Genomic DNA, 25,887 nt, shown 5'->3' on the forward strand with positions numbered 1-25,887 from the left:
ACGGACAGTAAACCACCGCCTTTACCCTTATGGTCACTGAGGCATAATGGCGACTTAATCTCTTCATGTCGTTTTACTTGCTGTGCAGGCGCTTACATGCATTTTGACACAAATAAGGAGCAGATGCGCATGGGTGATGTTTGTTACACTATTTTTTAACTTTTACGTCTTTTTATTAAATGGCTCACATGGAAAACTTATTAAAAAAAATTCCCTTTTCCAAACAGCGCTGGTTTCTGTTTTTACGGTTTTTGATACGGCACTTTTTTGAAGACGACTGCCAACAAAAAGCAGCTTCATTGACCTACACTACCTTATTGTCTATTGTACCGATTTTGACCGTGTTATTGATGATTTTGTCATCAGTACCTGCATTATCATCAGTGCGCGCGCAGATTTATGAGGTCATTTATAGCAATTTATTACCGCAATCAAGCTTGCAGGTCAGCGAATACATCAATAGTTTTGCTGAAAAATCTTCTAATTTAACCATTATCGGGGCGATGATTTTATTTGTCACCACCATTGTAACCTTGACCACTATTGAGCGTGCTTTTAACCAAATCTGGCGCGTCGAAGATCGCTCTGGTGGTCTTAGGAGTATGATGCGCTATTGGACCATCGTAACCTTGGGGCCATTGGTACTGGGTACAGCATTTTTGGCCTCTAGTGCTGTCCAGAGCTTGAGTGTGTTAAACGGTCAAGTGGCAGGCTACGGTATTGACTGGTCATTTTGGGTTCAGGCTGTATCGATTGGGGTGACGGTTGGCGGCTTTATTGGCATGTATTGGTTTATTCCAAAGGCGCAAGTTCCTTTCAAAAATGCGGCCCTCGCTGGCATCATCGTGGCCATCATTTTTGAGTTGCTCAAGCACATCTTTGGTACAGTGATGACCAATTTTACCAGTTACGAAGCCGTCTATGGCGCGTTTGCGGCCTTACCAATCTTTTTATTGTGGATTTATCTGTCGTGGAACCTGATCTTATTGGGTGTGGAAATCAGTTATACCTTGACGATTTTTGAGACCAAAGAAGTCTATCCGCGTCATCCGCTGCTCAGTTTATTAGATATGCTCAACTTGATCTATAGTGAGCATCAAAAAGGCAATAGCGTCAGTGAGCAGCAACTGCGCGACGTACTGGGGCGTAAAGAGTTACCAAAGTGGTATACCTATATCAACTACCTCAAAGACAGTAATTTAATTACCAGTACTAGCGAGGATGATTACGTACTCAAACGAGATCTCAATCAAATGAGCTTATGGGATTTTTACCGTACCTTGCCCTATCCGCTGCCCATCAAAGACGAGCTCGATGAGATGAAAAACGAAAAACAAAATCCGTGGTTGAGCCTATTGGTACGTCGATTTATTCATACCGAAGCCTGTGCTAAAGACCAGCTAAATTTGCCACTTGCGGCCATCTTTGCTCACAGTCAGCCGCGCAAAAAGTCGCCAAAAGACAGCATACATGAGCAGCAGCAACCACGCTTTGAGGCAGAAGCCTTTGATGAAGATGGCGTAGTGGAACATGACAATTATAATCATGAGTCGCTTATTCCCAAAGAGGATATGAACGACATTATTACCGAAGCTGATAACCCCGTACCGCGCTAGCACTGCTGATCGATCACGCCAGCATGACGCTCATATTAGGAAAACTCTGACGTTGAATAACGATTCTCAAAAAAACCTGTTTACCAACACCGCGGCAGCCAGTACCTATTGGTTTAAACGCTTTATCCGCTTGTGGTCACTACAAACCCTCGCTGACCTGCCCGCCCGCCTGCACAATTTATGGCAAAAGATGATTGGTTCTTATTGGTTTATTCCCACCACGTGCGTGCTGTTTGGCACCATACTGGCGCCCATTTTATTGGGCATTGATCGCCAATTTGATCGCGCCTCAATAAAAGACATCAGCTTTGCCTTTACTGGCAATGATGAAGCAGCACGTGCGATTATGACGTCCATCGCAGGGGCGGTACTGGGCGTGGCAGGCACGACATTTTCAATCACCATTGCCGTACTGTCGATGGCCTCATCGCAGTTTGGCCCACGTCTGCTGCGTAACTTTTTGACCGATACACCCAATCAGTTTGTGCTCGGTGCCTTTATTGGTACCTTCAGCTATAGCTTATTGGTGTTAAAATCCATTCATAAATACGATGTCTCTTACGGCGTGCCGCAGCTGTCAGTGACTTTTGCCATCGTCATGGCGATTGTCTGCGCGCTGCTATTGGTCTATTTCGTTCAGCACATGGTTCATGCCATTCAAGCCTCCCATGTTATCCAAGGGGCCAGCGATGACGCGATCATTAATATCAATCATTGGTATAGTGACCACTGCGATCTCGCACATCATCGCAATGTGGTGAGCCAAAACGTCAAAGAGTACGAGTCTTGGCCAGCCACGCCCATTTATGGGCCAACGACAGGTTATGTGCAGCGGATATATTCTGAGTCATTGGTGACGCTTGCCAAAGATTATGGCGGCGTTATCAAGCTACGCACGAATTTAGGTGAGTTCGTAACGGACAGAAACGTCATCGGCTATTTTTATCAGCGGCCTAATGATCATAAATCCAATGAGACAAAAACCAAAACCTCAGGGCTGGTACTGTTACCGCGTACTCCTGATGGTATGTTTTGGCAACGCTTGGCGACTTGCCTGCATCTGGAGCGGCGTCAAACCCACTCTAGTGATATCGGTTATAGTCTAAGCCAAGTGACCGAAATTGGAATAAGGGCGCTCTCTCCTGGTATCAATGATCCAAAAACGGCGGTCAACTGCGTGCAAACGTTAACACTATGCTTGAGCATTATGATGCGCCGGCAACCGCCCAGCCCTTATTATTTTTATACGCCGCCCCATGATAATGATTCGACTGATATTGCAATCAATGAGCCAAATGAAGCGGTATTGGCACTGGTGATCAAAACGCCGCAAATTTCTGATTTTCTGGATATGTCGCTTGGTGAAATACGCCGTTATGCCATGACAGATCTGATGGTACTAAAAGCCCTTTGCCGAGCGATGACTGATCTAAACTATGCGCGAGTCAACAGCGCTCAGCGCCAGACCCTGCTCCATGAGTTGGCGCTGATCGAGCGTGCGGGTCAAGCCAATCTTAGTTACAGTGAGCTGGCGACAGACTTGGTGAATATGTGCCAACACGCACGGCAGTTTATCAATGATGATGACGCGCAGCATCAATATTTTGAGTATGTCGGCGACTTTAACTCACGTATCCATCATCAGTTAGAGGCCCAATCAAGCTAGACCCATCAAAAGGTGCGACAAACAGCTCGCACCTTTACCCTCTGCTAGCCCATTCCTTTATGCTATGGCCTGCTGGCTAAGTGTTTTTTGTATTTATTTGAGACCCATATTATGGCATCAGCAAACAGTCTGACCGTACTTGAAATCAGTGCTATCTTTTTATCCATCACCGCGCTGCTGACCTATGTTAATCACCGCTTTATTGGCCTACCTACCACCATTGGGGTGATGGTTATTTCGATGTTGTTATCCATCGGTGCCATATTTTTGGGCTTTTTGGGCTTCGATCAACTGATTGATTATGAAGTCAGCTTACTCGATCAGCTTGATTTCACTGAGGTGCTGCTGGACGGTATGCTCTCGATGCTGCTGTTTGCAGGGGCGCTACATGTCAATATTGCTGATTTAAAACGCTATAAGCTGCCGATTGGACTATTAGCGTGCCTAGGAACACTGATATCGGCAGTCATCATTGCCACTGCGGTTTATTACTTGTTGCCGCTACTGGGCTTTGGATTGCCTTATATCTGGTGCTTACTGTTTGGCGCACTGATATCACCGACCGATCCCATTGCGGTGATGGGTATTTTGGAATCGGCGGGCGCGCCCAAAAGTATCGAAACCGTTATCGCTGGTGAGTCGCTGTTTAATGATGGTATCGGCGTGGTTATCTTTGTCCTGCTGCTGGGCATTTTATCCAGTGGTGATATTCCAACTGCCAACTATGTGGCGCATACCTTATCGGTCGAAGCGGGCGGCGGTATCCTATTCGGTTTGGTGCTTGGTGGTATTTTGTACTATCTACTTAAAAGTATCGACAGTTATCAAGAAGAGGTGCTATTGACCTTGGCAGGCGTCATCGGTGGTTACGCATTGGCCAGTCACTGGCACCTGTCAGGGCCGCTCGCGATGGTGATGATGGGACTGATGGTCGGTAACCGTGGACGGGCGCTGGCGATGAGTGACAAGACCCGTCACTATGTGGATTTATTTTGGGAGCTGATTGATGAGATTTTAAACGCGATTTTGTTTGTGTTAATCGGCCTTGAAGTGGTAATGATTGCCTATTCTGGCAACTTGTTTATCGCCGCAGGCTTGACGATTTTGATTGCATTATTAGCACGTCTAACGGTAGTGGGCATGACCACCAAAACCTTGCACCAACAGCTTGAGCTGCCCTCTGGTGCATGGAAGGTGCTGACATGGGGCGGACTGCGCGGCGGGATATCTGTGGCATTGGTACTACAGTTGCCGATAGGCCCTGAGCGAGATATTTTGCTGGCGCTTACCTATGCGGTAGTGGTGTTCTCAATACTGGTGCAAGGGTTGAGCATTGGTAAGGTAGCGCGCACCATTCGCCCTGCCCATAAAAAACAATTAGGTAGCTAAACAGCCCAAGCACGTCAGTAGTCATAAAAAAACCGCCGTTAGCATCATGATATATAAATGCTGACGGCGGTTTTCTTAGGCCAATATATAGAATGGACAATAATAACTGATCACTAAATCAGCCCTTTACGCTTCATATTGCGATAGACCACGATGACGATCACCACGTTTAGCATAAAAATACCCAGTTTGAACCAGTCAAAGGGGCTGACCACCAGATAGTACAGCTCGATGGGAATAAATATCCCGTAGCCAATGACGCTAAACCAATACGCCCACGTTTTGTCTTTCCAAAGCCCATATGCTTCGACAAAGCGTAAGCTGGCATAAGCAAAGATCAGTAGTAAAAACAACGGCCAGTTTTTGCTGGCTTGCTGCGCAATCTGAACCACGCTATCTACTTGCGGCGCTAAAAAGGTGCCAAAGCGTTGTTGCCAACTACTGGCAATGCTGTCCAGCCACTGGTTCAGGTTGTTGTGCCATATCCAAAGCGCACCCGCACCCACCAACGCACCCACACCCTTGACGATCTCATAAATCGCGACTGCTTTGATCGACTCGCTGGCAGTAGCTTCTGGAGATGGTATGGCAGTCTCAGACACCAGTGGTGGCAGCGTACTCTCTGAGGAAGGATGCCGATGGTCATCCTGCAGAGGCAGCTTAACCAAAGAAGGTCTCCACGACCTGACCTTGTAGCTGCTGATTGAAAAACGGCGTGTTTTTACCATTTGAACGCATGGCGTCTGTCGTCACTTGCCACTCTCGATTGGGGTCAACCAATACCGCGCCGCCAATATCGGCGTACTGATTGTCAATGCCCGCAATCTTGGCAGGATTGAGACAAATCTTATCGACCAGCTGCGTCAAGGTCAGCACGTCATCGCGTACCAACTGACATGCCAGCGCCATAAAGGTATCAAAGTTTGAGATGCCGGGTGTACTTTCGGCGAACGGTGCTTTTTTAGCAGTGCTGTTCAATGGCTCATGGTGACTACAGATGGCATCAATCGTGCCATCGGCAAGGCCGCGGCGTAGTGCCTGCTGATCGGTATTACTGCGTAGCGGCGGTAAGACATAGGCCTGCGCGTTAAAACCTTCTAAATCATCATCGGTCAGATACAACTGGTGCATGGCCACATCACAAGTGACAGGCAGCCCTTTGTCCTTGGCCCAGCGCATCAGCTCAACCGATGATTTGCAAGTCAGTTGGCTAAAGTGCGCCGCAACGCCGGTTTCTTCTACCATGAGTAACTGGGTAGACAAAGCTACGGTTTCAGCAATCCAAGGGATACCTTGCAAGCCATGATACGAGGCGATATAGCCTTCATGCGCCACGCCGTCTTTTGACAAGCTGGGTTCATCAGGATAAAAGAATACTTTCATACCAAAAGTAGCAGCATACTCAAGGGTACGCAGCAGCACCAAGTCATTACTAAACGGACGGCGGGCGTTAGATACCGCAATACAGCCGCCTTTTTTTAAGCCTGCGATATTAGAGGGGCGCTCGCCTTCTAAGCCTGCAGTCAATGCACCCAAAATATGCAAATAGATACCGCCATCTTCGCGCGCACGCTCACGTAAGCCTTTCAGGAGTGAGCCATTTTCTAAAACTGGGCTTGTATCTGGTGGTGTCACCACGTGCAAAAAGCCATTGGCACGCGCTGCTTGGCCTTCTGACGCCAGCGTGCCATGCTGCTCTTTACCTGGCTCGCGCAAACGCGCACAGAGATCCACCAGTGGCGGCAATAGCCAAGTTTCGCGGTCAGCACTCAGCTCAGCGATTCGCGAGCTTGCCGCAGTAGGTAGCGCCGCTTGAAACGCGCTAGGAAGTAGATTGGTCATTGGCACATCAGTAGCAGTGGTATGGGTCATGAGCATGTTTACCGTATTGATAATAAAATAAGTCAAGAAAGGAGTCGCATAACGCGTAGATCAGGGCGCGCACTATTGATAAGGCAGTCACAGGTGCTGCCCTACCCCTATCAAAGGGAGGCTTGATGCGCGCGCTGCCCTTCCATCGCGAGCGATAGCACTGCCATACGAATGGCAATACCGTTATTCACCTGCTTGAGGATCACCGACTGTACGCCGTCTGCCACACTTGAGGCAATCTCAACCCCTCGGTTCATGGGTCCTGGGTGCATCACCAGCGCATCAGGCTTGGCAAGGGCAACACGCTCTGGGGTGATGCCGTAATATTTGTAATACTCACTTGAGGAGGCCAATAGCGGTGAGCCGATACGCTCGTTTTGAATACGCAGACCCATGATGACGTCACAATCGGTCACGCAGCTGTCGATGTCTTCATATACTGTCACTCCAAAGCGCTCAATACCTTTCGGTAACAACGTACGCGGCGAGATGACACGAATATCTTTCACGCCAAGTGTCTGTAAGGCGCTGATATCAGATCGCGCCACTCGTGAATGCTTGATATCACCGACGATGGCAACCGACAACTCCTCAAACGGACGCGGCGCTTCACGGTGAATGGTCAGCATATCGAGCATGCCTTGGGTAGGATGAGCGTGCCAGCCGTCACCACCATTGATGATGGCGATATTTGGTGTCACTTCTGTCGCCATAAAATGAGCCGCGCCCGATGCCGAATGGCGGACCACAAAGATATCAGCGGTCATTGCCTCAAGGTTCCATAAGGTATCGCGCAGGCTCTCGCCTTTTTTGGTACTTGAGCGCGCGATATCAATATTCAAGACATTGGCACCCAAGCGTTTTTCTGCCACCTCAAAGGTTGTACGCGTGCGCGTTGATGGCTCAAAAAACAAATTCATCACCGTGCAGCCGTCAAGCTCAGGGCGATTAATCAGCTGACCATTTTCATCAAAAAAAGTCTCAGCCTTAGCGATAATGGCCTGTAGCTGAGCTTTGTTTAACCCCTCAACCCCTAAAAAATGGCGCAAATGGCCATCTGTATTGAGCTGCGGACGACTTAAGGAAGCATTGAGCTTTTGGTGAACGGTATCAGGATCAGGTTTGGCAGAAGCAGTTGGCGAGACGGTATTGGTCGAAGTTGGCATAATGGCACGTCTTTATAGTTGGTTTATATTGAGTCAATCAAGCTTAGAGATACAAGGACATTTTGGCGCTTATTTGCTACACTTTACCGCAGTGGCACAAGCTGCTAAAAACCACTCGTCGCAACGGCCCATCAGTCGACATCTGTCCTGATAAGCGGCAAGCCTAACCCATTTATAGATATAGTGTAGCTGATTTTGCGGTCAGGACAAAGATACCGCGGCGGCTATTCGGATATTTAGCGACTTATTTGCGTCTTACTGTTAAGACCATCCTGATCTTTGACTGTCATGTTTTATTATAATCGCATTTACTAGGAATTGTTATGACCACCTTAGCACACTATCTAAACACCCAAGATATCGACCCTGCGGTCAGTGATGTCATCACCACCATCACCGAAGTGGGCAAAACCATCTCGCAGCTGCTCAGCAAAGGCGCATTGGCAGATATCTTAGGCGAAGCGGGCAATCAAAACGTCCAAGGTGAAGAACAAAAAAAGCTCGACGTCCTCGCTAACGACTTGCTACTAGAAGCACTGGCAAAAAATGCCCATTGTGCGGGCGTCGCCTCAGAAGAGCTGGATGATGCCACCCCAGCCAACGTTGATGGCAGCGTTTTGGTGTTGTTTGATCCTCTAGATGGCTCATCAAACATCGATATCAACATGGCGGTTGGTACGATTTTTTCTGTCCTACCTTATCAGCGTCAAGGTCAAAAAAGTAATAACGACGACTTTTTGCAAGCTGGCAACCAGCAGTTGGCAGCCGGTTATTTGCTATATGGCACCTCTACCATGCTTGCTTTGACCATTGCAGACAACGTCTTGATGTTTAGCCTCGATCCAGACAATGGCGACTATGTGCTGATACAAAATAATGTCCAAATCGATGCGGATACCAGCGAATACGCCATCAATAGCTCAAACTATCGTTATTGGCGCGCGCCGATGCAGCAATATATCGATGAGCTGATCGCAGGTGAAGCTGGCGTGCGTGGTCGTGACTTTAACACTCGTTGGGTCGCGGCTATGGTCGGCGATGTCCATCGTATCTTATGCCGTGGCGGTTTATTCACCTACCCCTTTGACACCAAGTATGCCCATAAAGCAGGCAAACTGCGCTTGATGTACGAAGCCAACCCCATGAGTCTGTTGATCGAACGTGCAGGCGGCGGCGCAACCGATGCGGTCAATCGTATTTTAGACATTGAGCCTACTGACATTCATCAGCGTGTTCCTGTGGTACTGGGCAGCAAAAACGAAGTCAACTATGTTAAAGACTTGCACGAGAAACATGCAGGCGAATAAACGCAATCACAGCATGCGTTATTCATCTACCTTATTTTTTTATGAGTAAACGGTCTACTATGACACTGTACCCCACAGAGCGCATCACCTCTGACAAAAACCAAACGGTCAAGCTCACCAAAGCGCTGCTGACTCAAGCTCGCCAGCGCAAAAAACAAGGCCAGACCGTACTGGAAGGCGCGCATCTGATTGATGCCGCCTTGCGCAGCAATTATCCCATCAAGCAGGTCATGATTGCAGAATCCGCGCAAACCCATCCTGAGGTGCTGCAACTATTGTCGCAGTTGCCAAGTCACAACCGTGCCACGCTGTTGACCTTGACCGATACCCTGTACCAAAGCATTCGTAGCTTAGGTACAGGCATTGATATCATGGCCATCATTGATACGCCTGTGCCTGACCTGCCCACCATAGAGAGTGACTGCTTGATCTTAAATGACATACAAGACAGCGGCAATGTCGGTACCCTGCTACGCACCGCCGCCGCAGTTGGTATTCGTCACGTGCTGTGTACCAATATGACCGCGCAAGCATGGTCACCCAAGACATTGCGTGCTGGCATGGGCGCACAGTTTGCCTTGCACATTTACGAAGGTCTGAGCAGTCAGGACATTTTGGATCACGTGCGTATACCGTTACTGGCGACCAGCTCGCACACGGATACGCTTATCTACAGCCACGACCTGCGGGCGCCTGTGGCTTGGATTATGGGTAATGAAGGTCAGGGTGTCACTGATGAACTGATGCAGTGCGCCACCCCAATTGCGCTACCACAGCCCAATGGTCAAGAAAGCCTCAATGTGGCCATTGCAGGTTCGCTTTGCTTGTACGAGACCTTGCGTCAACGCGATTACAACTGAGCAATTATAACTAAGCGCTGCCAGCTTACCTCACCTGCTGTTTGATACAAAAAAATCCCGCTATCGATAATAGCGGGATTTTTCTGATTATACGCTAATGAATTGCCGTATTAGATCTTACTGGTCAACTCAGGCAGCGCATCAAACAAATCTGCTTCTAAGAAGTAGTCCGCAACGCTAGCGATTGGTGCTTCTGGATCATTGTTGATCGCAACGATCACTTTAGAGTCTTTCATACCTGCCAAATGCTGAATCGCACCTGAGATACCCGCTGCGATATACAATTGCGGTGCAACGATTTTACCCGTCTGACCGACCTGCATATCATTAGGCACATAGCCTGCATCTACAGCGGCACGAGAGGCACCGATGGCAGCGCCCAGCTTATCAGCAAGTGGCTCGATATATTTGGTGAAATTTTCACCGTTAGCCAATGCGCGGCCACCAGAGACAACGATATCTGCTGAGGTCAATTCTGGACGGTCAGATTTGGCCATCTCTTCGTTTACAAAGCTTGATTTATCAGAGCTTTGTACATTATCGATGCTTTCAACTGCCGCTGAACCACCAGTATCCGCAACAGGATCAAAGCCTGTGGTACGTACCGTCACCACCACTTTGTCTTCCGTTGTTTTAACGGTTGCAGTGGCATTACCAGCATAGATTGGACGCTCAAAAGTCTGTGCATCAACCACAGCGGTGATGTCTGATACCATGCTCACGTCAAGCAATGCAGCAACGCGTGGCATGAAGTTTTTGCCAGTGGTGGTTGCCGCCGCAACGATATGACTATAATCAGCAGCCAAATCCGTTACCAGCAGTGCAATATTCTCTGCCATTTGATGCTCATAAGCAGCATCGTCAGCGAGCAGTACTTTGCTAACGCCTTCAGCTTTTGCCGCTTCATCAGCGACGGCTTGGTTACCACTACCAGCGACCAATACGTGTACATCATCGCCCATCTGCTTTGCTGCAGCAATCGTGTTCAAGGTTGCCTTTTTTAGACTGGCATTGTCGTGTTCTGCATATACCAAAATTGCCATTGTTTTTATCCTTTATTGATTCGCATAATCGTCTGTTTTTATCATCACAACAGAGGGCTACTCAAATGAGCGTGGCATGGCTTACGTCCTATTGGCGTATCATCATGCTCGGTTTTAGTTTCGCTCAACGGCAGCCAAACGCTTTATGATACTAGATGACTTTCGCTTCATTTTTTAGCTTGTCAACGAGCTCATCTACTGACGCGACTTTGATACCCGCTTTACGCTCAGAAGGTGGCACAACTTTCAAAATCTCTTGCTTAGAGGTCATATCAACACCAAAATCCGCTGGCGTTTTCTCATCAAGTGGCTTTTTCTTCGCTTTCATGATGTTAGGCAATTTTGCATAACGTGGCTCGTTCAAACGCAAATCTGTGGTGATGACCGCAGGTAGTGCCAAAGCAACGGTCTGTAGGCCGCCATCAATCTCACGAGTGACGTTGACTTTGTCGCCTTCAACTTTTACTTCTGACGCAAAAGTACCTTGACCGATACCCATCAAAGCAGCAAGCATCTGGCCAGTTTGGTTGTTATCATCATCAATGGCTTGTTTACCCAATAGGATAATGTCGGTACTTTCTTGCTCAGCGATGCTTTTTAGAATCTTAGCCACTTGTAAGGGATAAGGCTTGTCATCACTTTGTACCAACACGCCACGGTCTGCACCAAGGGCTAGCGCGGCACGAATTTGCTCTTGCGCTTCTTTTGGGCCGATGGAAGCGACGATAATTTCATCAATGACGCCTGCTTCTTTTAAACGGACGGCTTCTTCAACGGCTATCTCGTCAAAAGGGTTAATAGACATTTTGGTGTTTGATAGATCGACACCTGAGTTATCCGCTTTCACGCGAACTTTCACGTTATAATCAATAACACGCTTGACCGCGACTAATGCTTTCATACGTTCCTCGTTTATGAATGTTATGAGTAAAAATAAATCATTAAAATTATTGGCTGACCACTGTCAATACAATAGCCAAAAGGCTTACGCTATGAGCGCTGCCTATTATTTATAGGACCCATGTATCTTGCGTGAGCATCTCGACTAGGTCAAGACGACACCGTGAATAATGCGTCATAAATTTATTACTATTTTTCATATCAGAAAGATTTTTTTAAATTATCCTTAGTATACTGATACTTTTTAGGGGTTTGTCCTAAAGTCCCTACAGTTATAACATTGACTGACTTTTTGTGCTGCACATTTTATTATCAAAAAATGTAACACAGATCATATTCTCCGTCTTAACTTTCTTTCAGGCATTGATAATCACGAATATCATCAAACAAATTCCAGTCTGGCGGTACATCACTGTTCTTGATGACGCTCAGGTCACCAGTGGTTTCCATAATCACAGCAAAAACTTCTGTTTTCGACTTGATGCCATTTTTGCGCAGCACCTCTTGTACATCGCTGGTACTGAGCTTGGCCTCTTTGAGATTGTCTGTGATATATTCACCGCGACTCATAATCACAATAGGCTGATTATCAATCAATGCCTTGATAGGCTTTACTTTGCGCCTGACGACCGATACCACCGCTTGCATGACAAACAGCACTGCCACTGCAACTAAGCCTTGCAGTAGTGAGGGCGAATCAGATAATACGGTCGATGCAAGGATACTGCCAATGCCCACGGTCATAGCAAAATCATGACTGGAAAGCTTAGAAAAGCTACGTAACCCCATAAGACGCGTAAACAATATCAGCGCGACATAAAACCCCAGCGCGGATAACCCAATACCGACCACTTGCCGCCAGTCTGTCGCAAACCATGCTTGCCAATCCATTTTGATTCCTTGTATTTTTTCTTGATCCCTCACTAGGGCCAAATGAGCATCATGATGATCTGTATTGACAATTTTTTGACAAAAAAAAGCAACCTGATAAGAGGTTGCTTTTGAGATACAGTCTAAACAATATTTTTTGTTTTAACAAACAAAGTAATCTAGCGTACAGATAATCTGATGATTAATAAAGTTGTCTGACATGTCAGTCAAATCTATTAGACCGTAAGATTAGAGGGCTTCGATTTGCTCAGCTTGTGGGCCTTTTTTGCCTTCACCTAAGATGAAAGACACTTTTTGGCCTTCGGCTAGGGTTTTGAAACCGCCACCTTGGATAGCGCTGTAATGAGCGAATACATCTTGGCCGCCGTTATCTTGAGCGATAAAACCAAAACCTTTAGCTTCGTTAAACCACTTTACAGTGCCTTCAACTTTATCAGACATAAATTTTCCTAACTCTTTAACTGTTGATGAGACGTGTGTCAACACCGATTAATTGATAAATACTCACATAAGCTTGGAGCAAATACTCAGAACAAAGTCAATCGTATATCTTCTTGATATACCACGATTTTTGTCTCAAGTCCCATGAGTACAGCTTTAGTATAGCAGCTTTTAGGGGGATTGACAGATTAAATTGGGTAGTTTTGTAAATTATTTTTTGGTTTTCAACAAACACAAGTTTATTAAAAATATAGATGGCTTAAGCGATTTGTAACGGTAGCCAAGGTGCTGCCATTACCAATACACAAAGTGCAAAGAAGATCAGCGCAAAGGACTGACTATAAGCAATGTATTTAGGCGGTATGACCAAATCTTTTGGTGAATCAGGAATACCTTTACGTCTAAGCAGGCGCGTGCCATAAATCCAGCCAAAGGTGCTATAAATACCGTAAGCGGTAGGCACAGCAAGTGCCAATGGCTCAAAGTCAATGATATAAAGCATCGCCACCGAGATAAAAAACCATACCGTATCTAGCAGTGAACTGAACCGAAAAAGCGCAGATTTTGGCAATTTACCACCGCTACGCTTGAGCATCTCCCCTTCTATCCAGATAAGAATAGCGACTACAGCGCTCAAAAATACATAGGCAAACTGCGGTGTCAGCCATTCTGGAAAAAGTATTTGCACAACATACAACCTATAATCTGAGAATAAAAAGGAGTCATCACAGCACTGACCGTCTATCGCGGCTTATGCCAGCTGTCTATATATGGCGGCTGGTGCTGCTTTTCAAGCAGTGTCAGTAAAGACCTGACACCAGAATATGGGGTTTGATAACAAAAAACCCATGCTATCAATGGGATAACATGGGTCACAAACTCAATTTTTACTACATTTTAGTCAATAATCAGCGTCTATGATGCGGTTATCGACCATAAATATACATACTGATTAGTTTTTGTCTTTATCGATGATTTTGTTGCCACCGATCCAAGGCATCATACCGCGCAATTTGGCACCTGTGGTTTCGATGTCATGAGCTGCATTGTTGCGGCGACGAGCTGTCATTGATGGATAGTTGGTTGCGCCTTCAGAGATGAACATTTTGGCGTACTCGCCAGACTGAATGCGTTTTAGCGCATTACGCATGGCCTCACGAGACTGCTCGTTGATGACTTCAGGGCCAGTCACATATTCGCCGTACTCAGCGTTGTTACTGATTGAATAGTTCATGTCAGCGATACCGCCTTCATACATCAAATCAACGATGAGTTTAAGCTCATGCAAGCACTCAAAGTAAGCCATTTCTGGTGCATAGCCTGCTTCAGTAAGGGTTTCAAAACCCATTTTAACCAATTCTACAGCACCACCACAAAGAACCGCTTGCTCACCGAATAGGTCGGTTTCAGTTTCGTCTTTGAACGTGGTTTCGATGATACCTGAACGACCACCACCTACGCCCGCAGCATACGATAGCGCTAGCTGTTTGGCTTGACCTGAAGCGTCTTGATAGATCGCGATAAGATCAGGGATACCGCCACCTTTAGTGAACTCAGAGCGAACGGTATGACCCGGTGCTTTTGGTGCAACCATGATCACATCAAGGTCGCCACGTGGTACCACTTGGTTGTAATGAATCGCAAAACCATGAGCGAAAGCCAATGTCGCGCCTTCTTTGATGTTTGGCTCGATCACGTCATTATAAAGCTCTTTTTGGAACTCATCTGGAGTCAAAATCATGATCACGTCAGCAGCTTTGACGGCGTCTTCTACTTCAGCAACTTTTAGTCCTGCGTTTTCAGCTTTTTTCCATGAACCTGAGCTTGCGCGTAGACCAACGGTGACGTCGACACCTGAGTCTTGTAGGTTTAGCGCGTGCGCATGTCCCTGTGAACCATAACCGATAATGGCAACTTTTTTACCTTGGATAATAGAGAGATCACAATCTTTGTCATAAAAAACGTTCATATATAGAGTCCTTGTCCTCAATCATGGATAGCCATGGGTAGTGAGCACCGATGTGCTATTGTGCTAGATGTACTGACACATCGATACTGTGTTAAGTCTAAAATAATATTTAAAAATGAGTTTAATGGTTGCTACACGTTGGTGGCCACCATTATATGCTTAAGGTTCTCTCACCGCGAGCAATACCAATCACACCTGAGCGTACCACTTCTAAGATACGCTCGCGACCGATAACCTCAATAAAACCATCAAGTTTGGCGGTATCGCCTACGATTTGGATAGTGTATAGGTTCGACGTCACATCGACGATTTGGGCGCGGAAGATATCAGCGCTACGCTTGATCTCTTCACGTACGCTATTGGTGGCACGAACCTTGATCAACATCAGCTCACGCTCAACGTGTACTGTGTTTGATAGGGTCAATACCTTGACCACCTCGATCAGCTTATGCAGCTGCTTGGTGATTTGTTCAATTTTTTCAGGCGAGGTAATGGTGGTCAACGTCAAGCGTGAAATGGTTGGGTCATCCGTAGGCGCGACATTCAAAGTTTCAATGTTATAGCCACGCTGTGAGAACAAACCGACTAGACGCGACAACGATCCCGCTTCGTTTTCCATCAATACCGAAATCAGATGTTGTTGTTGCATTAGGTACGCTCCCCTTTTGATAACCACATATCACGCATGGCTTGCCCAGCGATTTGCATAGGATACACATGCTCATTACGATCGACATAAACGTCGATAAATACCAGCTTGTCTTTCATGGCCATGGCTTCAGCCAGTTGTGCTTCCATGGTTTCAGGATCCGTGATTTTGATACCAACGTGACCATAACTTTCGGCCAACTTCACAAAATCTGGCAGTGAGTTCATATAAGACTGCGCATGACGGCCTTCATACAGCATATCTTGCCACTGCTTCACCATACCAAGCTGAGCATTGTTCAAGTTTAGAATCTTAACTGGCAAGTTGTACTGCAAACAGGTTGACAACTCTTGGATATTCATTTGAATAGAGCCTTCACCAGTGATACACACCACGTCACGCTCAGGATTGGCAAGCTTGGCGGCCATCGCATACGGCAAGCCGACACCCATGGTACCAAGGCCGCCTGAATTTAGCCACTGACGCGGCTCATTGTAAGTGTAATATAGCGCGGCAAACATCTGATGCTGACCGACATCACTGGTAATAATGGCATTACCATTGGTCACTTTACATAGGGTCTGCACCACGTTTTGCGGCTTGATGCCGTTATCGGTGTTGGTGTCATACTGCAAGCTGTGACGCTTACGCCATTCATTGATCTGTGACCACCAGTCAATCAGCGCGTGCTGCTCTAGCGTTTTATCACCGATGCTCTCTAGCATGTCTGTCAAAACTGACTTGACGTCGCCAACGATTGGAATATGGGCGTTGATGGTCTTTGAGATCGATGCAGGATCGATATCAATATGGATAATCGTCGCGTTCGGACAGAATTTCTTGACGTTATTGGTGACACGGTCATCAAAACGCGCACCTACTGCCAAAATAACATCGGCATGGTGCATGGTCATGTTGGCTTCATAGGTGCCATGCATACCAAGCATACCTAGGAACTGACGATCAGAGCCAGGAAATGCGCCAAGACCCATTAACGTATTGGTTACGGGTAAATTGAGACGATGTGCAAGCTCAGTCAGCTCTTTATGCGCATTGCTCCAGATAACGCCGCCACCCGAGTAGACTACAGGGCGTTTGGCTTTTAGCAAAGTCTCAACAGCTCGTTTGATTTGCCCTGTATGACCTTTGATAGACGGCTGGTACGAACGCACAAAGACTTCTTGTGGGTATTCATACACATATTTTTCGTTCGGGGCGGTCATGTCTTTTGGCACGTCGATGACGACGGGGCCAGGGCGACCTGATTGGGCAATATAAAAGGCTTTTTTGACAATGGCAGGGATTTCGCTTGGATGGCGCACCTGAAAGCTGTGCTTCACGATAGGGCGAGAGACACCCACCATATCAGTCTCTTGGAAAGCGTCTTCGCCGATCAAGCTACTTGGCACCTGCCCTGAGATTACCACCATTGGCACAGAGTCCATAAAGGCCGTTGCAATGGCAGTGACCGTATTGGTCGCACCCGGGCCAGAGGTCGCTAGTACCACACCTGTATAGCCTGTCACACGTGAGTAAGCATCAGCCATATGACCAGCGGCTTGCTCGTGGCGTACAAGGATGTGCTCGATGTTGTCTTGCTGAAACAGCGCATCATAGATATGCAGAACCGCCCCACCAGGATAACCAAAAATATATTTGACACCTTCATCGGTAAGCGATTGCACCAGCATTTCAGCGCCAGACAACATCACGGGTTGATGGTTGCCTTCAGCGAGCTGCTGCTGTTTTTCATCAAAATGTTTGGCGGCATTACCCGTTTGGGTATGTCCAGTCATATTCGGACTTTGCGTGGTTTGCGTCACTGTCATCACCTTTTTTTGCGGCGCAGAACAGCATTTTATTTTTTGCACCAACACCATGCAAAGCGTACTTGCTGGGTTTAAAGATGCAAAATAATCTGCTGATCCTTGTCCATATTCAGAATGTGTGCCCACCATGCCAAAGTACAGCTGTTACTACTGACAGCCTGTTACTCGAACACAGCAAAATACAAGGTCAATTTGTGATGGGAGACTTATGAGAATACAGTGACAAGATGTGAACACATCAATAAAGGCAGCTTATTATTTATAACCATGACACTGCAAAATACGATAGCGCAAATCCAAAAAAATTAGGATAGTTCGATATAATGCTTGTAATAGATTATACATAACATGGGCAAGTCATTCTGACCCATATGTACATAACCTACCATCATAATCTGGTACTGCAATTTGCATTGCAAATAATAAGTTTATCTTAGTCATTGTAGACCGATAAGTCCGAAAGACAAGCAGTACAACGAGAGGTAGTCGTGTAAAAACTATCCATGCTGAGCTCTTGTCACAAAGAAAACACCTCAAACTGAGCCACTGATAAATGGCTTAGCGATGGTTATTTTCAAGTGCTACGGCAAAATCATAAATGCCGCTCACTGACCAATCAACAGTTATTATATTCAACGCTTTAGCCACTATTGTCAAGAAAAAGTTCTGACAGCTATTCCCAACTTATGGTTATTAAACGATGTACATTAATAAGTGTTTTTTGTTAGAATCAAATCCTACTGTATTGGCACTTGCTTTATTATTCGCACATCGTTACTCAGCACCATATCAAGAGTCACGCTGACACATGAAAAATCATCTTTTTTATTGCTCAAGAGGATTGCTACCATGGCATATGCAACTATGATGAATACCGCCATCAAGCTGCTTGGTACCAGCTGCGTATTGGCGCTCACCATGAACGCCAGTCACGCCATTCAAGTTTACAAGTCTGTCGGCGCGCATGGCGAGGTAAAATATAGCCAACATGCCCCGCAAAACAACAATGATTATGAAGTTATTGAGTTCCGTAGCGATGGTCGCCAGAACGATGCGGGACAAATGGCCGGTAAGACCGATGCCAACCAAGAGTCCAATACCATTGATCCTGAAGCTCAGCGTGTGGCGCAGTTAGAGGCACGCATCAAAGAGCAAGAGGCCAATGCCAATGCACAGCGTTGTCAGTCGTTACGTAATAACTTGACCAACCTCAACGTGGGTGGCCGCATTTACGAGATGGATGACAACGGTAATCGACGCTATCTAGATGGCCGCGAAATCGAGCTCAAGCGTGAGCGTGTCCAGCAAGCGATCACTCAATACTGCTCTAGCTAATCGCTTACTTTAATCGCTCAAGGCTGCCATCACATGACGGATGGCAGCAGGCATATCTTGCGCTTGTAGCCCTCGCTGACCAGTCATAAGCGAGGTAGTACAACCAACATTCTGGTTGACCAGTACATCACCTGCCTGCCCATGAATCAGTACGGACTGACGCAAACTGCGCGCCGCATCTGTCATATCTTGCTGTGACAATAAGCCTGCACTCACCCCTGATAACACATCGCCCATACCTGCGCTGGCCATACCTGCGTTTCCAGTCGCGCATACATAGCATTGACCCTGCTCACATACCAACGAGCCTGCGCCTTTTAGTACCCAATCACCGCCGTAAAGTGATGCACACTGACTGATAGCACCCAGTCGGTCAGCCTCTACCTCACTGACAGATTGATTGAGTAGTCGCGCAGCTTCACCGCTATGCGGGGTTAAGCGCACTGTATGGCTGCGACTGTATTCACGCAGCGTGTTCGCGAGCTCATGGTCACCATGATGCAATGCGGCTAGGTGGTATAGGCCATCAGCGTCAATCACCAACAATTTTTCTTTACTCATACTGGCTTTGAGGTAGGTGTTAAACAATGCTGCTGCGGTTTTATCACGTCCCAGCCCCATACCGATGGCAATCACATCGGCATCAGCAATAAGGTGTTTTACCCCTTCGGTATCATGCAAGTCCATGGTCATGGCATCGGGCAGTGAAGTCAAAAGCGCGCCATGAAAAGCAGCGTGGCAAGCAACGGTAATTTTTCCTGCACCAGTGGCCATAGCACTTGAGGCTGATAAAATCGCCGCACCGCCCATCCCTTGTGAACCATCGATACGATTGCCACCGATGATCAATACATGCCCATAGCTGCCTTTATAGCTGTTTTGCTGGCGTGCGGTAATAGAAAATGGCTCATTTAATAATGTCGCCACAGGCGCAGGCGATACATGCGGAATCAGTGGTATATCCGCCACTCGACCCGCATGATCCATACCGTCTTTGGTATGTAAGCCAAATTTGCGGGCGACCAAGCACAGTGTCACATCCGCTGACACTGCCAGTTGATCAAAGACCTGCCCCGTAGACGCCACAAGGCCACTTGGAATATCGACAGCGATAACCAGCGCCTTATCCTTCTGCGCACAATGGTTAAAGGCAATAATGGCATACTTGTAAATACCAGAAGGCACACGATCAAGACCAATACCAAAGATGGCATCGATGTAAATATCAGCACTGGAGAGTAAGGTATCGATAACTGAAAACAAATCGCCATCTTGCGTCTGTTCGTCACCCTGATCTTGCATCAGATCTTCAAGACGATAATAAGGACAGTTTACCTGTAATGCCATTTGCTGCGCTTTGACAGCATCAGAAGTATTACTGTCATGCACATCATCAAGCGATAAGGCGTCTTTATCAAAACCAATCGTCACAAGTTGTACTTGCCAGCCTGCTTGCTGCAAATAATGAGCCACAAGCCAACCATCACCGCCATTATTACCCTGCCCGACCCACACACACGCCCGTAATTCCTCATGACGACCTGCAGTCTTTATTATCTTTTGTGTCATTTGCCATGCGGCTTGTTGCATTAGGCCAAAGCTGTCGTGACCTTGATCAAACCACGCTTGCTCCATGGCATAGACTTGCTGACTCGTGTACAAATTTGTCATTATCATTACTCCTTATATTGATGCCCACTTAGCGTAACAAAGGCAATCCTGATTTTTTGTATCGTTATACACAAGGCTTTATTTACTTTTGTGCTTGCGCTCTTGGCAATCTACCTTATCATGAGCACATTAATGCCATTGGTTACGATAAACTATGAAAAAAGCTGCCTCAGCCACTGATATACCAGTGGTTACGCCAACTACCTTTACCACAGCTGCAGATGTTAAAGTTTGGATAAAACAACAGGCACAAACGCTGGGCTTTGCCGACTGCGGATTTCTATCCGTCTATCATCCGCTTTTCAAACGACAAATGGATCAATTGCAGCAATGGCTGGCCAAAGGCTATGAAGGTCAGCTCACCTTTATGCACAACAACCATCACTTGAGGGCGCACCCTGAAGACTTGGTAGAAGGCGCAAAGACCATCATCAGCGTCCGTATGGACTATCTGACACAAGCGCCAACCCCGCGGCGCGTGACAGATAATGACCGCCCCAATCACGGTATCATTGCTCGCTATGCCCGAGGACGCGACTACCACAAAGTCATGCGCAGTCGTCTAAAGCAGCTGGCGCAGCGAATAGAGGCCATGCTCCCTGAATGGCAGCATCTCAACATCGGAGCCGATACTGATTTCGTTTTTCGTCCGTTTAGTGATTCTGCGCCTATTTTTGAGCGCCCAATCGCTGATGCTGCAGGTCTGGGCTGGACAGGCAAACATACTTTATTGCTTAACAAGCAAGCAGGCTCATTTTTTGTGTTGGGTGAGCTGTTTATGAGTCTTCAGCTGTCCGATGATCAGCCCGTCAAACCACACTGCGGCAGCTGCAGTGCTTGTATCGATATTTGTCCTACTCAAGCCATTGTCGCCCCGCACGAGCTGAACGCAGCGGCCTGTATTTCTTATTTAACCATTGAGCATAAAGGTAGCATCGATATCAAGTACCGCCGCGCTATTGGTAACCGTATCTTTGGCTGTGACGACTGTCAGCTGATTTGTCCTTGGAATCGCTACGCGCAGCTGACCGACGTCGATGACTTTGCACCCCGACACAACCTCGATGACAGCAGCCTACTATCGCTTTGGCAATGGCAAGAGGACGACTTTTTGCAGTATACCCAAGGCAGTCCGATTCGGCGTACTGGTTATGTCAGCTTTTTGCGTAACGTGGCCATCGCACTTGGCAATGCACAAGCCCGTCATGAGGTTATTGAGCACCTCCGCTCGAAGCTCGATATACATGGCGACATGCTTGATGAACACATTCATTGGGCAATAGCAGAGCAACAGCAAAAGCTGTAGCCCTCTATACGACTCATACTGAAAAAATGCAAAGCGTATTTTAAGACAAAAAAATACCTCTCAATATGTGAGAGGTATTTAATAATTATTTTAATCTAAATCTCTACCAAGCTAAAAATACGTTGACTGCTCGCATGAAATATTATGGCTTAGGAATACGCAATACTTGACCTGGATAAATCTTATTAGGATCTGATAACATTGGCTTATTAGCTTCAAAAATTTTCATGTATTCGTCAGCTGAGCCATAGACATCTTCAGCGATTTTAGACAGGCTATCGCCAGATTTTACGGTATACATGGTTGATTCTGGTGCATCTTCTTGAATATCGATGTTGTCGATCACTTTAGCGACGTTCTGTACGTTACCGATAGCAATGATCGCTTTTTCACGATCTGCTTGGGTTTTCGCTGTGCCGCTGATTTCTGCAGTATCAGTTGAACCGTTATATTTTACTTTTAGATCGCTGATATTCAGATTTTGTTGCTGAATGCGACGAAGCAAAATGTTGGCTACTGACTGGGCTGATGGTTCAGTCGTTTTTGCTGGTGTGTTGGCGTCAGCTTTTGTCTCAGTTTGTGCTTGATGCTGTTCGTCATCACGATTAAAAATTTTGTCACCAATGTCTTTTGCAAAACTAAAAATACCCATGCTTAATCCTTAAAATATTATTATTTACTTTGTTTGTTTTGGTCGTTGTACTTGATCGTTCGTAGTATTGATGATAATTATTTGGCTATTAAGATTGATTCAAGATAAATAACGGTCATCAACAGCTACCGACTGATTTTGATTATAACAAAGGCGCTTACTTTTGATAGTAAGGGTATGTTGAGTAATGTTAATTAGGCACCGCTTATGTTAATAAATTTGCTGAGACTCACTGGGTACTAGCGTTAAAAGATAAATAGTAAGCCAAAAAAAACCGCCTATCAAAAAGATAAGCGGCACTAAAACGATCAACCAATCGTTAATGACAACTTATAGTTGTGCCTTAACATAGTCGATTGCTTTTTGTACTGTGGTCAATTCCGCTGAATCTTCATCAGGGATAGTGATGCCAAAGTCACTTTCAAATGACATAACCAACTCGACCAAGTCAAGTGAGTCTGCACCAAGATCTTCCATGAAAGAAGCATCATTGCTGATGTCTTCAACGTTCATGCCCAATTGTTCTGCAACGGCAGATTTTACTCTTAGCTCAACATCATTACTCATATAATTACTCCTTTTTATGTCAGTATTTTAAAAACCATCAAATGACTGGTTTCTTTAAGCGAATGCTAGTATATATAATGCAACCTGCGCTGTCATCTTTACTATCTGACTGCAACCATACTTGCATCGTGTTTGAATTTTTTGTGACCTGTCAACCATACCAGTCTTTGGTACAAAATTATTTGCTATTATAGCATCCTTGATCACAGTTTACACTCGTTCACACAAATATTTATTGTGTCTTTATACGTGGTAAACCTTTCCTTACATGTACATACCACCGTTGACAGGTATCACTGCGCCTGTGATATAGCTGGCTTCATCACTGGCCAAGAACAATGTGGCTGCAGCGATGTCTTCTGGTTGACCCAAGCGACCGATGGGTACGGCATCCAGCATCGAGTTGAGTAAACGCTCGTCCATTTCATCTGTCATGTCTGTTTCGATCAGACCAGGTGCCACACAGTTGATGGTGATCTGACGTGAGCCAATTTCGCGTGCCAGTGTACGGCTAAAGCCCTCAACACCAGCTTTGGTAGAAGCATAGTTAGACTGCCCTGCGTTACCCATCTGCGCCACAACTGAGCTGATGTTAATGATACGGCCGCGGCGTGCTTTCATCATACCACGTACCGCACGCTTGCTCATGCGGTATACAGACGTCAGGTTGGTGTCGATAACACTATCCCAATCCTCATCCTTCATACGCATCAAGAGGCCGTCTTTGGTGATACCTGCATTATTGACCAATACCTGTACCGCACCATATACACTTTCGATCTCTTCAAACAGCTTTTCGATTTGCGCAGGATCACGCACATCCAAAACGCGGCCAATACCGCCTGTGTCATGTAAGTAGTCATCAATCAGCTCAGCGCCTTTTTCAGTCGTTGCGGTACCAATGACAAAGTGTCCTTCTTTAGCAAATCGCTTGGCCACTGCTTTGCCAATACCGCGGCTTGCGCCTGTGACTAAAGTGATCGTTCTACTCATGCTAAAATCTCCATTAATTTATCTAAACGTACAGGCTTATCAACTGGGTAACTGGTGATCGGATTGGTTTGACGTTTTGCTAAGTTGCTCAGCACGTTGCCGCTACCACATTCCACCAAAATACTGATTTGTTTGTCTGCCAGCTCTTGCATGGTCTGTGACCACAGCACAGGCTCGCTCAGCTGCTCTGTCAATGCGTGCTTGATATTTTGAATATTTGTTTCGACGCGTGCATGACGATTTTGAATAACTGGAATATTAGCTTGCTCAAATTTGATAGCGGCCAAGGCTTCTGCCAACGCCTCACTAGCAAGTTGCATCAATGCACAATGTGATGGTACGCTGACCTTTAGCGGTATGGCTTTTTTGCCCATATTTTGTACTTTGTCAATCACCGCTGAAACGCCAGCAGCATTACCAGAGATAACCACCTGACCTGGGCTATTAAAGTTGGCTGCATTAACAATGGCTTCTTCAACGTGCTCAGTGGTTTGCTCACAAAGCGTCTGTACGCGCTGATCTTCCAGTCCAAGCACCGCTGCCATGGCCGTGTCGATGCCCGTCACCGCTTCTTGCATCAACTGTCCACGCGCATGAACCAAACGTATGGCATCAGCAAACTCTATCACACCAGCCGCACAAAGCGCGCTGTACTCACCCAGTGAGTGACCTGCCAGATAGCAGGGCTTATACTCAAGCTTTTCTTGCAGAACGCGCCAAATAGCAATACTGGCTGCCAATAGTGCAGGCTGCGTGTACTGTGTCTGGTTGAGTTTTTCTTCATCTTGACAAATTGCCCACAGATCTTCCCCAAGCGCGGCGCTGGCCTCAGCAAAGGTATCATAGATTTGTGGATAACGCTCAGCAAGCTCACTGGTCATGCCGACCACTTGTGAACCTTGTCCTGGGAAAACGACCGCAATACGTGGTGGCTGGGTCGCTGTCACATCGGATGCAGATGCCATAACCAATATTCCTTAAACGATAAAAGATGCCCGTTAGTCAAACTGGGATCATAGTAATAGAGGATTAATACAAACAATCAGGCTCAAACTATACACTGACACAGTGCAATATCATAGCCTAGCACAGGTAACTTAGCGATGAAGCTGACAAGATTTGCGACAAAGTAATGATATCAGATGTGCACTGAACAACCAGTCAGCGTTAGCAGAGTAAAAATCACACATAACAAAAAGCCAAGTTATCTTGCCACATAATATATGATAGCGAAATAACTTGGCTCTTGCTCACTTAATGCCTATTGTCAAACCTTACTGACTGTCATCAATCATTGTGAAATGATTAGACTGACCTTAATGTCAGCAATGTGTGGCCAATATATTAAGCGTCTTGACTGACTTTAAATAACTGACGGCCACGGTAGAAACCATCTTTAGTCATGTGGTGACGACGATGTTTTTCACCAGTGGTGGCATCTACGCTGAGCTCAGCCACAGTCATGTGGTGATGTGAACGGCGCATGTCACGACGAGAACGGCTTTTGCGACTTTTTTGAACAGCCATGATATAGCTCCTATACTTAAAAGGGTAAGCTTAAAATTCAGCTTTAATCGATACTGACACAGGCTATATAATCACAACAACCTAGGCCTTACGCATCATTAAATTAACCGGTTTACCACCATCATTAAAGTACCAGACAAGCACCGATCACATGGATAATCAGTGTGCTTGGCCTTTATTGATGAGTAGCTTGTTGCCAGAATGCAATAAACCGAACATTATACGCATGTTTTTAGGA

At 46.3% G+C, this 25,887-nt stretch carries 24 protein-coding genes; 7 read left to right on the forward strand and 17 right to left on the reverse strand.

Annotated elements, in window-relative coordinates; genetic code table 11:
- The first annotated feature begins 188 nt into the window (after positions 1-188).
- The 3 genes from ACFI32_RS06275 to ACFI32_RS06285 all read left to right on the forward strand — a co-directional run bounded on the left by ACFI32_RS06275 (position 189) and on the right by ACFI32_RS06285 (position 4,671).
- The gene (locus ACFI32_RS06275) at positions 189-1,616 is read left to right on the forward strand and encodes a YihY family inner membrane protein (protein WP_462625660.1); all 1,428 of its coding nucleotides are present in this window, start codon (positions 189-191) and stop codon (positions 1,614-1,616) included.
- Positions 1,617-1,668: 52 nt separating this feature from the next.
- Positions 1,669-3,282: a DUF2254 domain-containing protein gene (locus ACFI32_RS06280; protein ID WP_462625661.1), complete on the forward strand. Its 1,614-nt coding sequence runs from the start codon at positions 1,669-1,671 to the stop codon at positions 3,280-3,282.
- A 111-nt stretch (positions 3,283-3,393) separates the two neighbouring features.
- Positions 3,394-4,671, forward strand: coding sequence for a cation:proton antiporter (locus tag ACFI32_RS06285; protein ID WP_462625662.1), 1,278 nt, complete (start codon positions 3,394-3,396; stop codon positions 4,669-4,671).
- A 113-nt stretch (positions 4,672-4,784) separates the two neighbouring features.
- Here ACFI32_RS06285 and ACFI32_RS06290 read toward each other — a convergent pair whose 3' ends face one another.
- From ACFI32_RS06290 to ACFI32_RS06300, 3 genes are all read right to left on the reverse strand, one after another.
- Entirely contained in the window at positions 4,785-5,339 is a 555-nt protein-coding gene (locus ACFI32_RS06290; protein ID WP_462625663.1) for a DUF2127 domain-containing protein, read from the reverse strand.
- Positions 5,332-6,513, reverse strand: a complete 1,182-nt coding sequence (locus ACFI32_RS06295; protein WP_462625795.1) for a dihydroorotase — start codon at positions 6,511-6,513, stop codon at positions 5,332-5,334. The genes ACFI32_RS06290 and ACFI32_RS06295 overlap by 8 nt, the downstream gene beginning before the upstream one ends.
- 140 nt (positions 6,514-6,653) lie before the next feature.
- Complete coding sequence (locus ACFI32_RS06300; protein WP_462625664.1) at positions 6,654-7,709, reverse strand: aspartate carbamoyltransferase catalytic subunit; 1,056 nt, start codon at positions 7,707-7,709, stop codon at positions 6,654-6,656.
- Positions 7,710-8,032: 323 nt separating this feature from the next.
- Between ACFI32_RS06300 and ACFI32_RS06305 the strand changes: the two genes are divergently transcribed.
- A complete protein-coding gene (locus ACFI32_RS06305; RefSeq protein ID WP_462625665.1) occupies positions 8,033-9,016 on the forward strand; it encodes a class 1 fructose-bisphosphatase in 984 nt (327 codons plus the stop codon).
- Positions 9,017-9,075: 59 nt separating this feature from the next.
- Positions 9,076-9,876, forward strand: a complete 801-nt coding sequence (locus tag ACFI32_RS06310; protein WP_462625667.1) for a TrmH family RNA methyltransferase — start codon at positions 9,076-9,078, stop codon at positions 9,874-9,876.
- A gap of 110 nt (positions 9,877-9,986) precedes the next feature.
- Here ACFI32_RS06310 and ACFI32_RS06315 read toward each other — a convergent pair whose 3' ends face one another.
- The 8 genes from ACFI32_RS06315 to ACFI32_RS06350 form a co-directional block, all read right to left on the reverse strand.
- Complete coding sequence (locus ACFI32_RS06315; protein WP_462625668.1) at positions 9,987-10,919, reverse strand: electron transfer flavoprotein subunit alpha/FixB family protein; 933 nt, start codon at positions 10,917-10,919, stop codon at positions 9,987-9,989.
- A gap of 151 nt (positions 10,920-11,070) precedes the next feature.
- Positions 11,071-11,820 carry an electron transfer flavoprotein subunit beta/FixA family protein gene (locus ACFI32_RS06320; protein WP_462625669.1) on the reverse strand — a complete coding sequence of 250 codons (750 nt, stop codon included), beginning with the start codon at positions 11,818-11,820 and terminating at the stop codon, positions 11,071-11,073.
- 344 nt (positions 11,821-12,164) lie between these two features.
- The gene (locus tag ACFI32_RS06325) at positions 12,165-12,710 is read right to left on the reverse strand and encodes a DUF421 domain-containing protein (protein ID WP_462625670.1); all 546 of its coding nucleotides are present in this window, start codon (positions 12,708-12,710) and stop codon (positions 12,165-12,167) included.
- A gap of 228 nt (positions 12,711-12,938) precedes the next feature.
- On the reverse strand, positions 12,939-13,151 hold the full coding sequence (locus ACFI32_RS06330) for a cold-shock protein (protein WP_462625671.1): 213 nt from the start codon (positions 13,149-13,151) through the stop codon (positions 12,939-12,941).
- Between the two features lie 259 nt (positions 13,152-13,410).
- The gene (locus ACFI32_RS06335) at positions 13,411-13,839 is read right to left on the reverse strand and encodes a hypothetical protein (RefSeq protein WP_462625673.1); all 429 of its coding nucleotides are present in this window, start codon (positions 13,837-13,839) and stop codon (positions 13,411-13,413) included.
- A 264-nt stretch (positions 13,840-14,103) separates the two neighbouring features.
- Positions 14,104-15,120 (reverse strand): ketol-acid reductoisomerase, encoded by a 1,017-nt coding sequence (gene ilvC / locus ACFI32_RS06340; RefSeq protein WP_462625674.1) that lies wholly within the window; start codon positions 15,118-15,120, stop codon positions 14,104-14,106.
- 151 nt (positions 15,121-15,271) lie between these two features.
- Positions 15,272-15,769, reverse strand: coding sequence for an acetolactate synthase small subunit (ilvN, locus tag ACFI32_RS06345; protein WP_462625675.1), 498 nt, complete (start codon positions 15,767-15,769; stop codon positions 15,272-15,274).
- Complete coding sequence (locus ACFI32_RS06350) at positions 15,769-17,478, reverse strand: acetolactate synthase 3 large subunit (RefSeq protein WP_462625796.1); 1,710 nt, start codon at positions 17,476-17,478, stop codon at positions 15,769-15,771. Before ACFI32_RS06350 ends, ilvN begins: the two co-directional genes overlap by 1 nt.
- A 969-nt stretch (positions 17,479-18,447) precedes the next feature.
- Here ACFI32_RS06350 and ACFI32_RS06355 point away from each other — a divergent pair.
- On the forward strand, positions 18,448-18,933 hold the full coding sequence (locus ACFI32_RS06355; RefSeq protein WP_462625676.1) for a DUF4124 domain-containing protein: 486 nt from the start codon (positions 18,448-18,450) through the stop codon (positions 18,931-18,933).
- A gap of 9 nt (positions 18,934-18,942) precedes the next feature.
- On the opposite strand, the gene ACFI32_RS06360 is transcribed toward ACFI32_RS06355, so the two are convergent.
- Complete coding sequence (locus ACFI32_RS06360) at positions 18,943-20,604, reverse strand: NAD(P)H-hydrate dehydratase (protein WP_462625677.1); 1,662 nt, start codon at positions 20,602-20,604, stop codon at positions 18,943-18,945.
- 154 nt (positions 20,605-20,758) lie between these two features.
- On the opposite strand from ACFI32_RS06360, the gene queG reads away from it, so the two are divergent.
- On the forward strand, positions 20,759-21,910 hold the full coding sequence (queG, locus tag ACFI32_RS06365) for a tRNA epoxyqueuosine(34) reductase QueG (RefSeq protein WP_462625678.1): 1,152 nt from the start codon (positions 20,759-20,761) through the stop codon (positions 21,908-21,910).
- A 142-nt stretch (positions 21,911-22,052) separates the two neighbouring features.
- On the opposite strand, the gene lysM is transcribed toward queG, so the two are convergent.
- The 5 genes from lysM to rpmF all read right to left on the reverse strand — a co-directional run bounded on the left by lysM (position 22,053) and on the right by rpmF (position 25,649).
- Positions 22,053-22,562: a peptidoglycan-binding protein LysM gene (gene lysM, locus ACFI32_RS06370; protein WP_462625679.1), complete on the reverse strand. Its 510-nt coding sequence runs from the start codon at positions 22,560-22,562 to the stop codon at positions 22,053-22,055.
- Between the two features lie 330 nt (positions 22,563-22,892).
- The gene (gene acpP / locus ACFI32_RS06375; protein WP_462625680.1) at positions 22,893-23,129 is read right to left on the reverse strand and encodes an acyl carrier protein; all 237 of its coding nucleotides are present in this window, start codon (positions 23,127-23,129) and stop codon (positions 22,893-22,895) included.
- Between the two features lie 264 nt (positions 23,130-23,393).
- Positions 23,394-24,122, reverse strand: a complete 729-nt coding sequence (fabG, locus tag ACFI32_RS06380; protein WP_462625681.1) for a 3-oxoacyl-ACP reductase FabG — start codon at positions 24,120-24,122, stop codon at positions 23,394-23,396.
- Positions 24,119-25,087 carry an ACP S-malonyltransferase gene (fabD, locus tag ACFI32_RS06385; protein WP_462625682.1) on the reverse strand — a complete coding sequence of 323 codons (969 nt, stop codon included), beginning with the start codon at positions 25,085-25,087 and terminating at the stop codon, positions 24,119-24,121. The genes fabG and fabD overlap by 4 nt, the downstream gene beginning before the upstream one ends.
- A gap of 379 nt (positions 25,088-25,466) precedes the next feature.
- Complete coding sequence (gene rpmF / locus ACFI32_RS06390) at positions 25,467-25,649, reverse strand: 50S ribosomal protein L32 (protein WP_199507791.1); 183 nt, start codon at positions 25,647-25,649, stop codon at positions 25,467-25,469.
- Positions 25,650-25,887: the final 238 nt, after the last annotated feature.

It is taken from the genome of Psychrobacter sp. PSi21, from assembly GCF_054960615.1.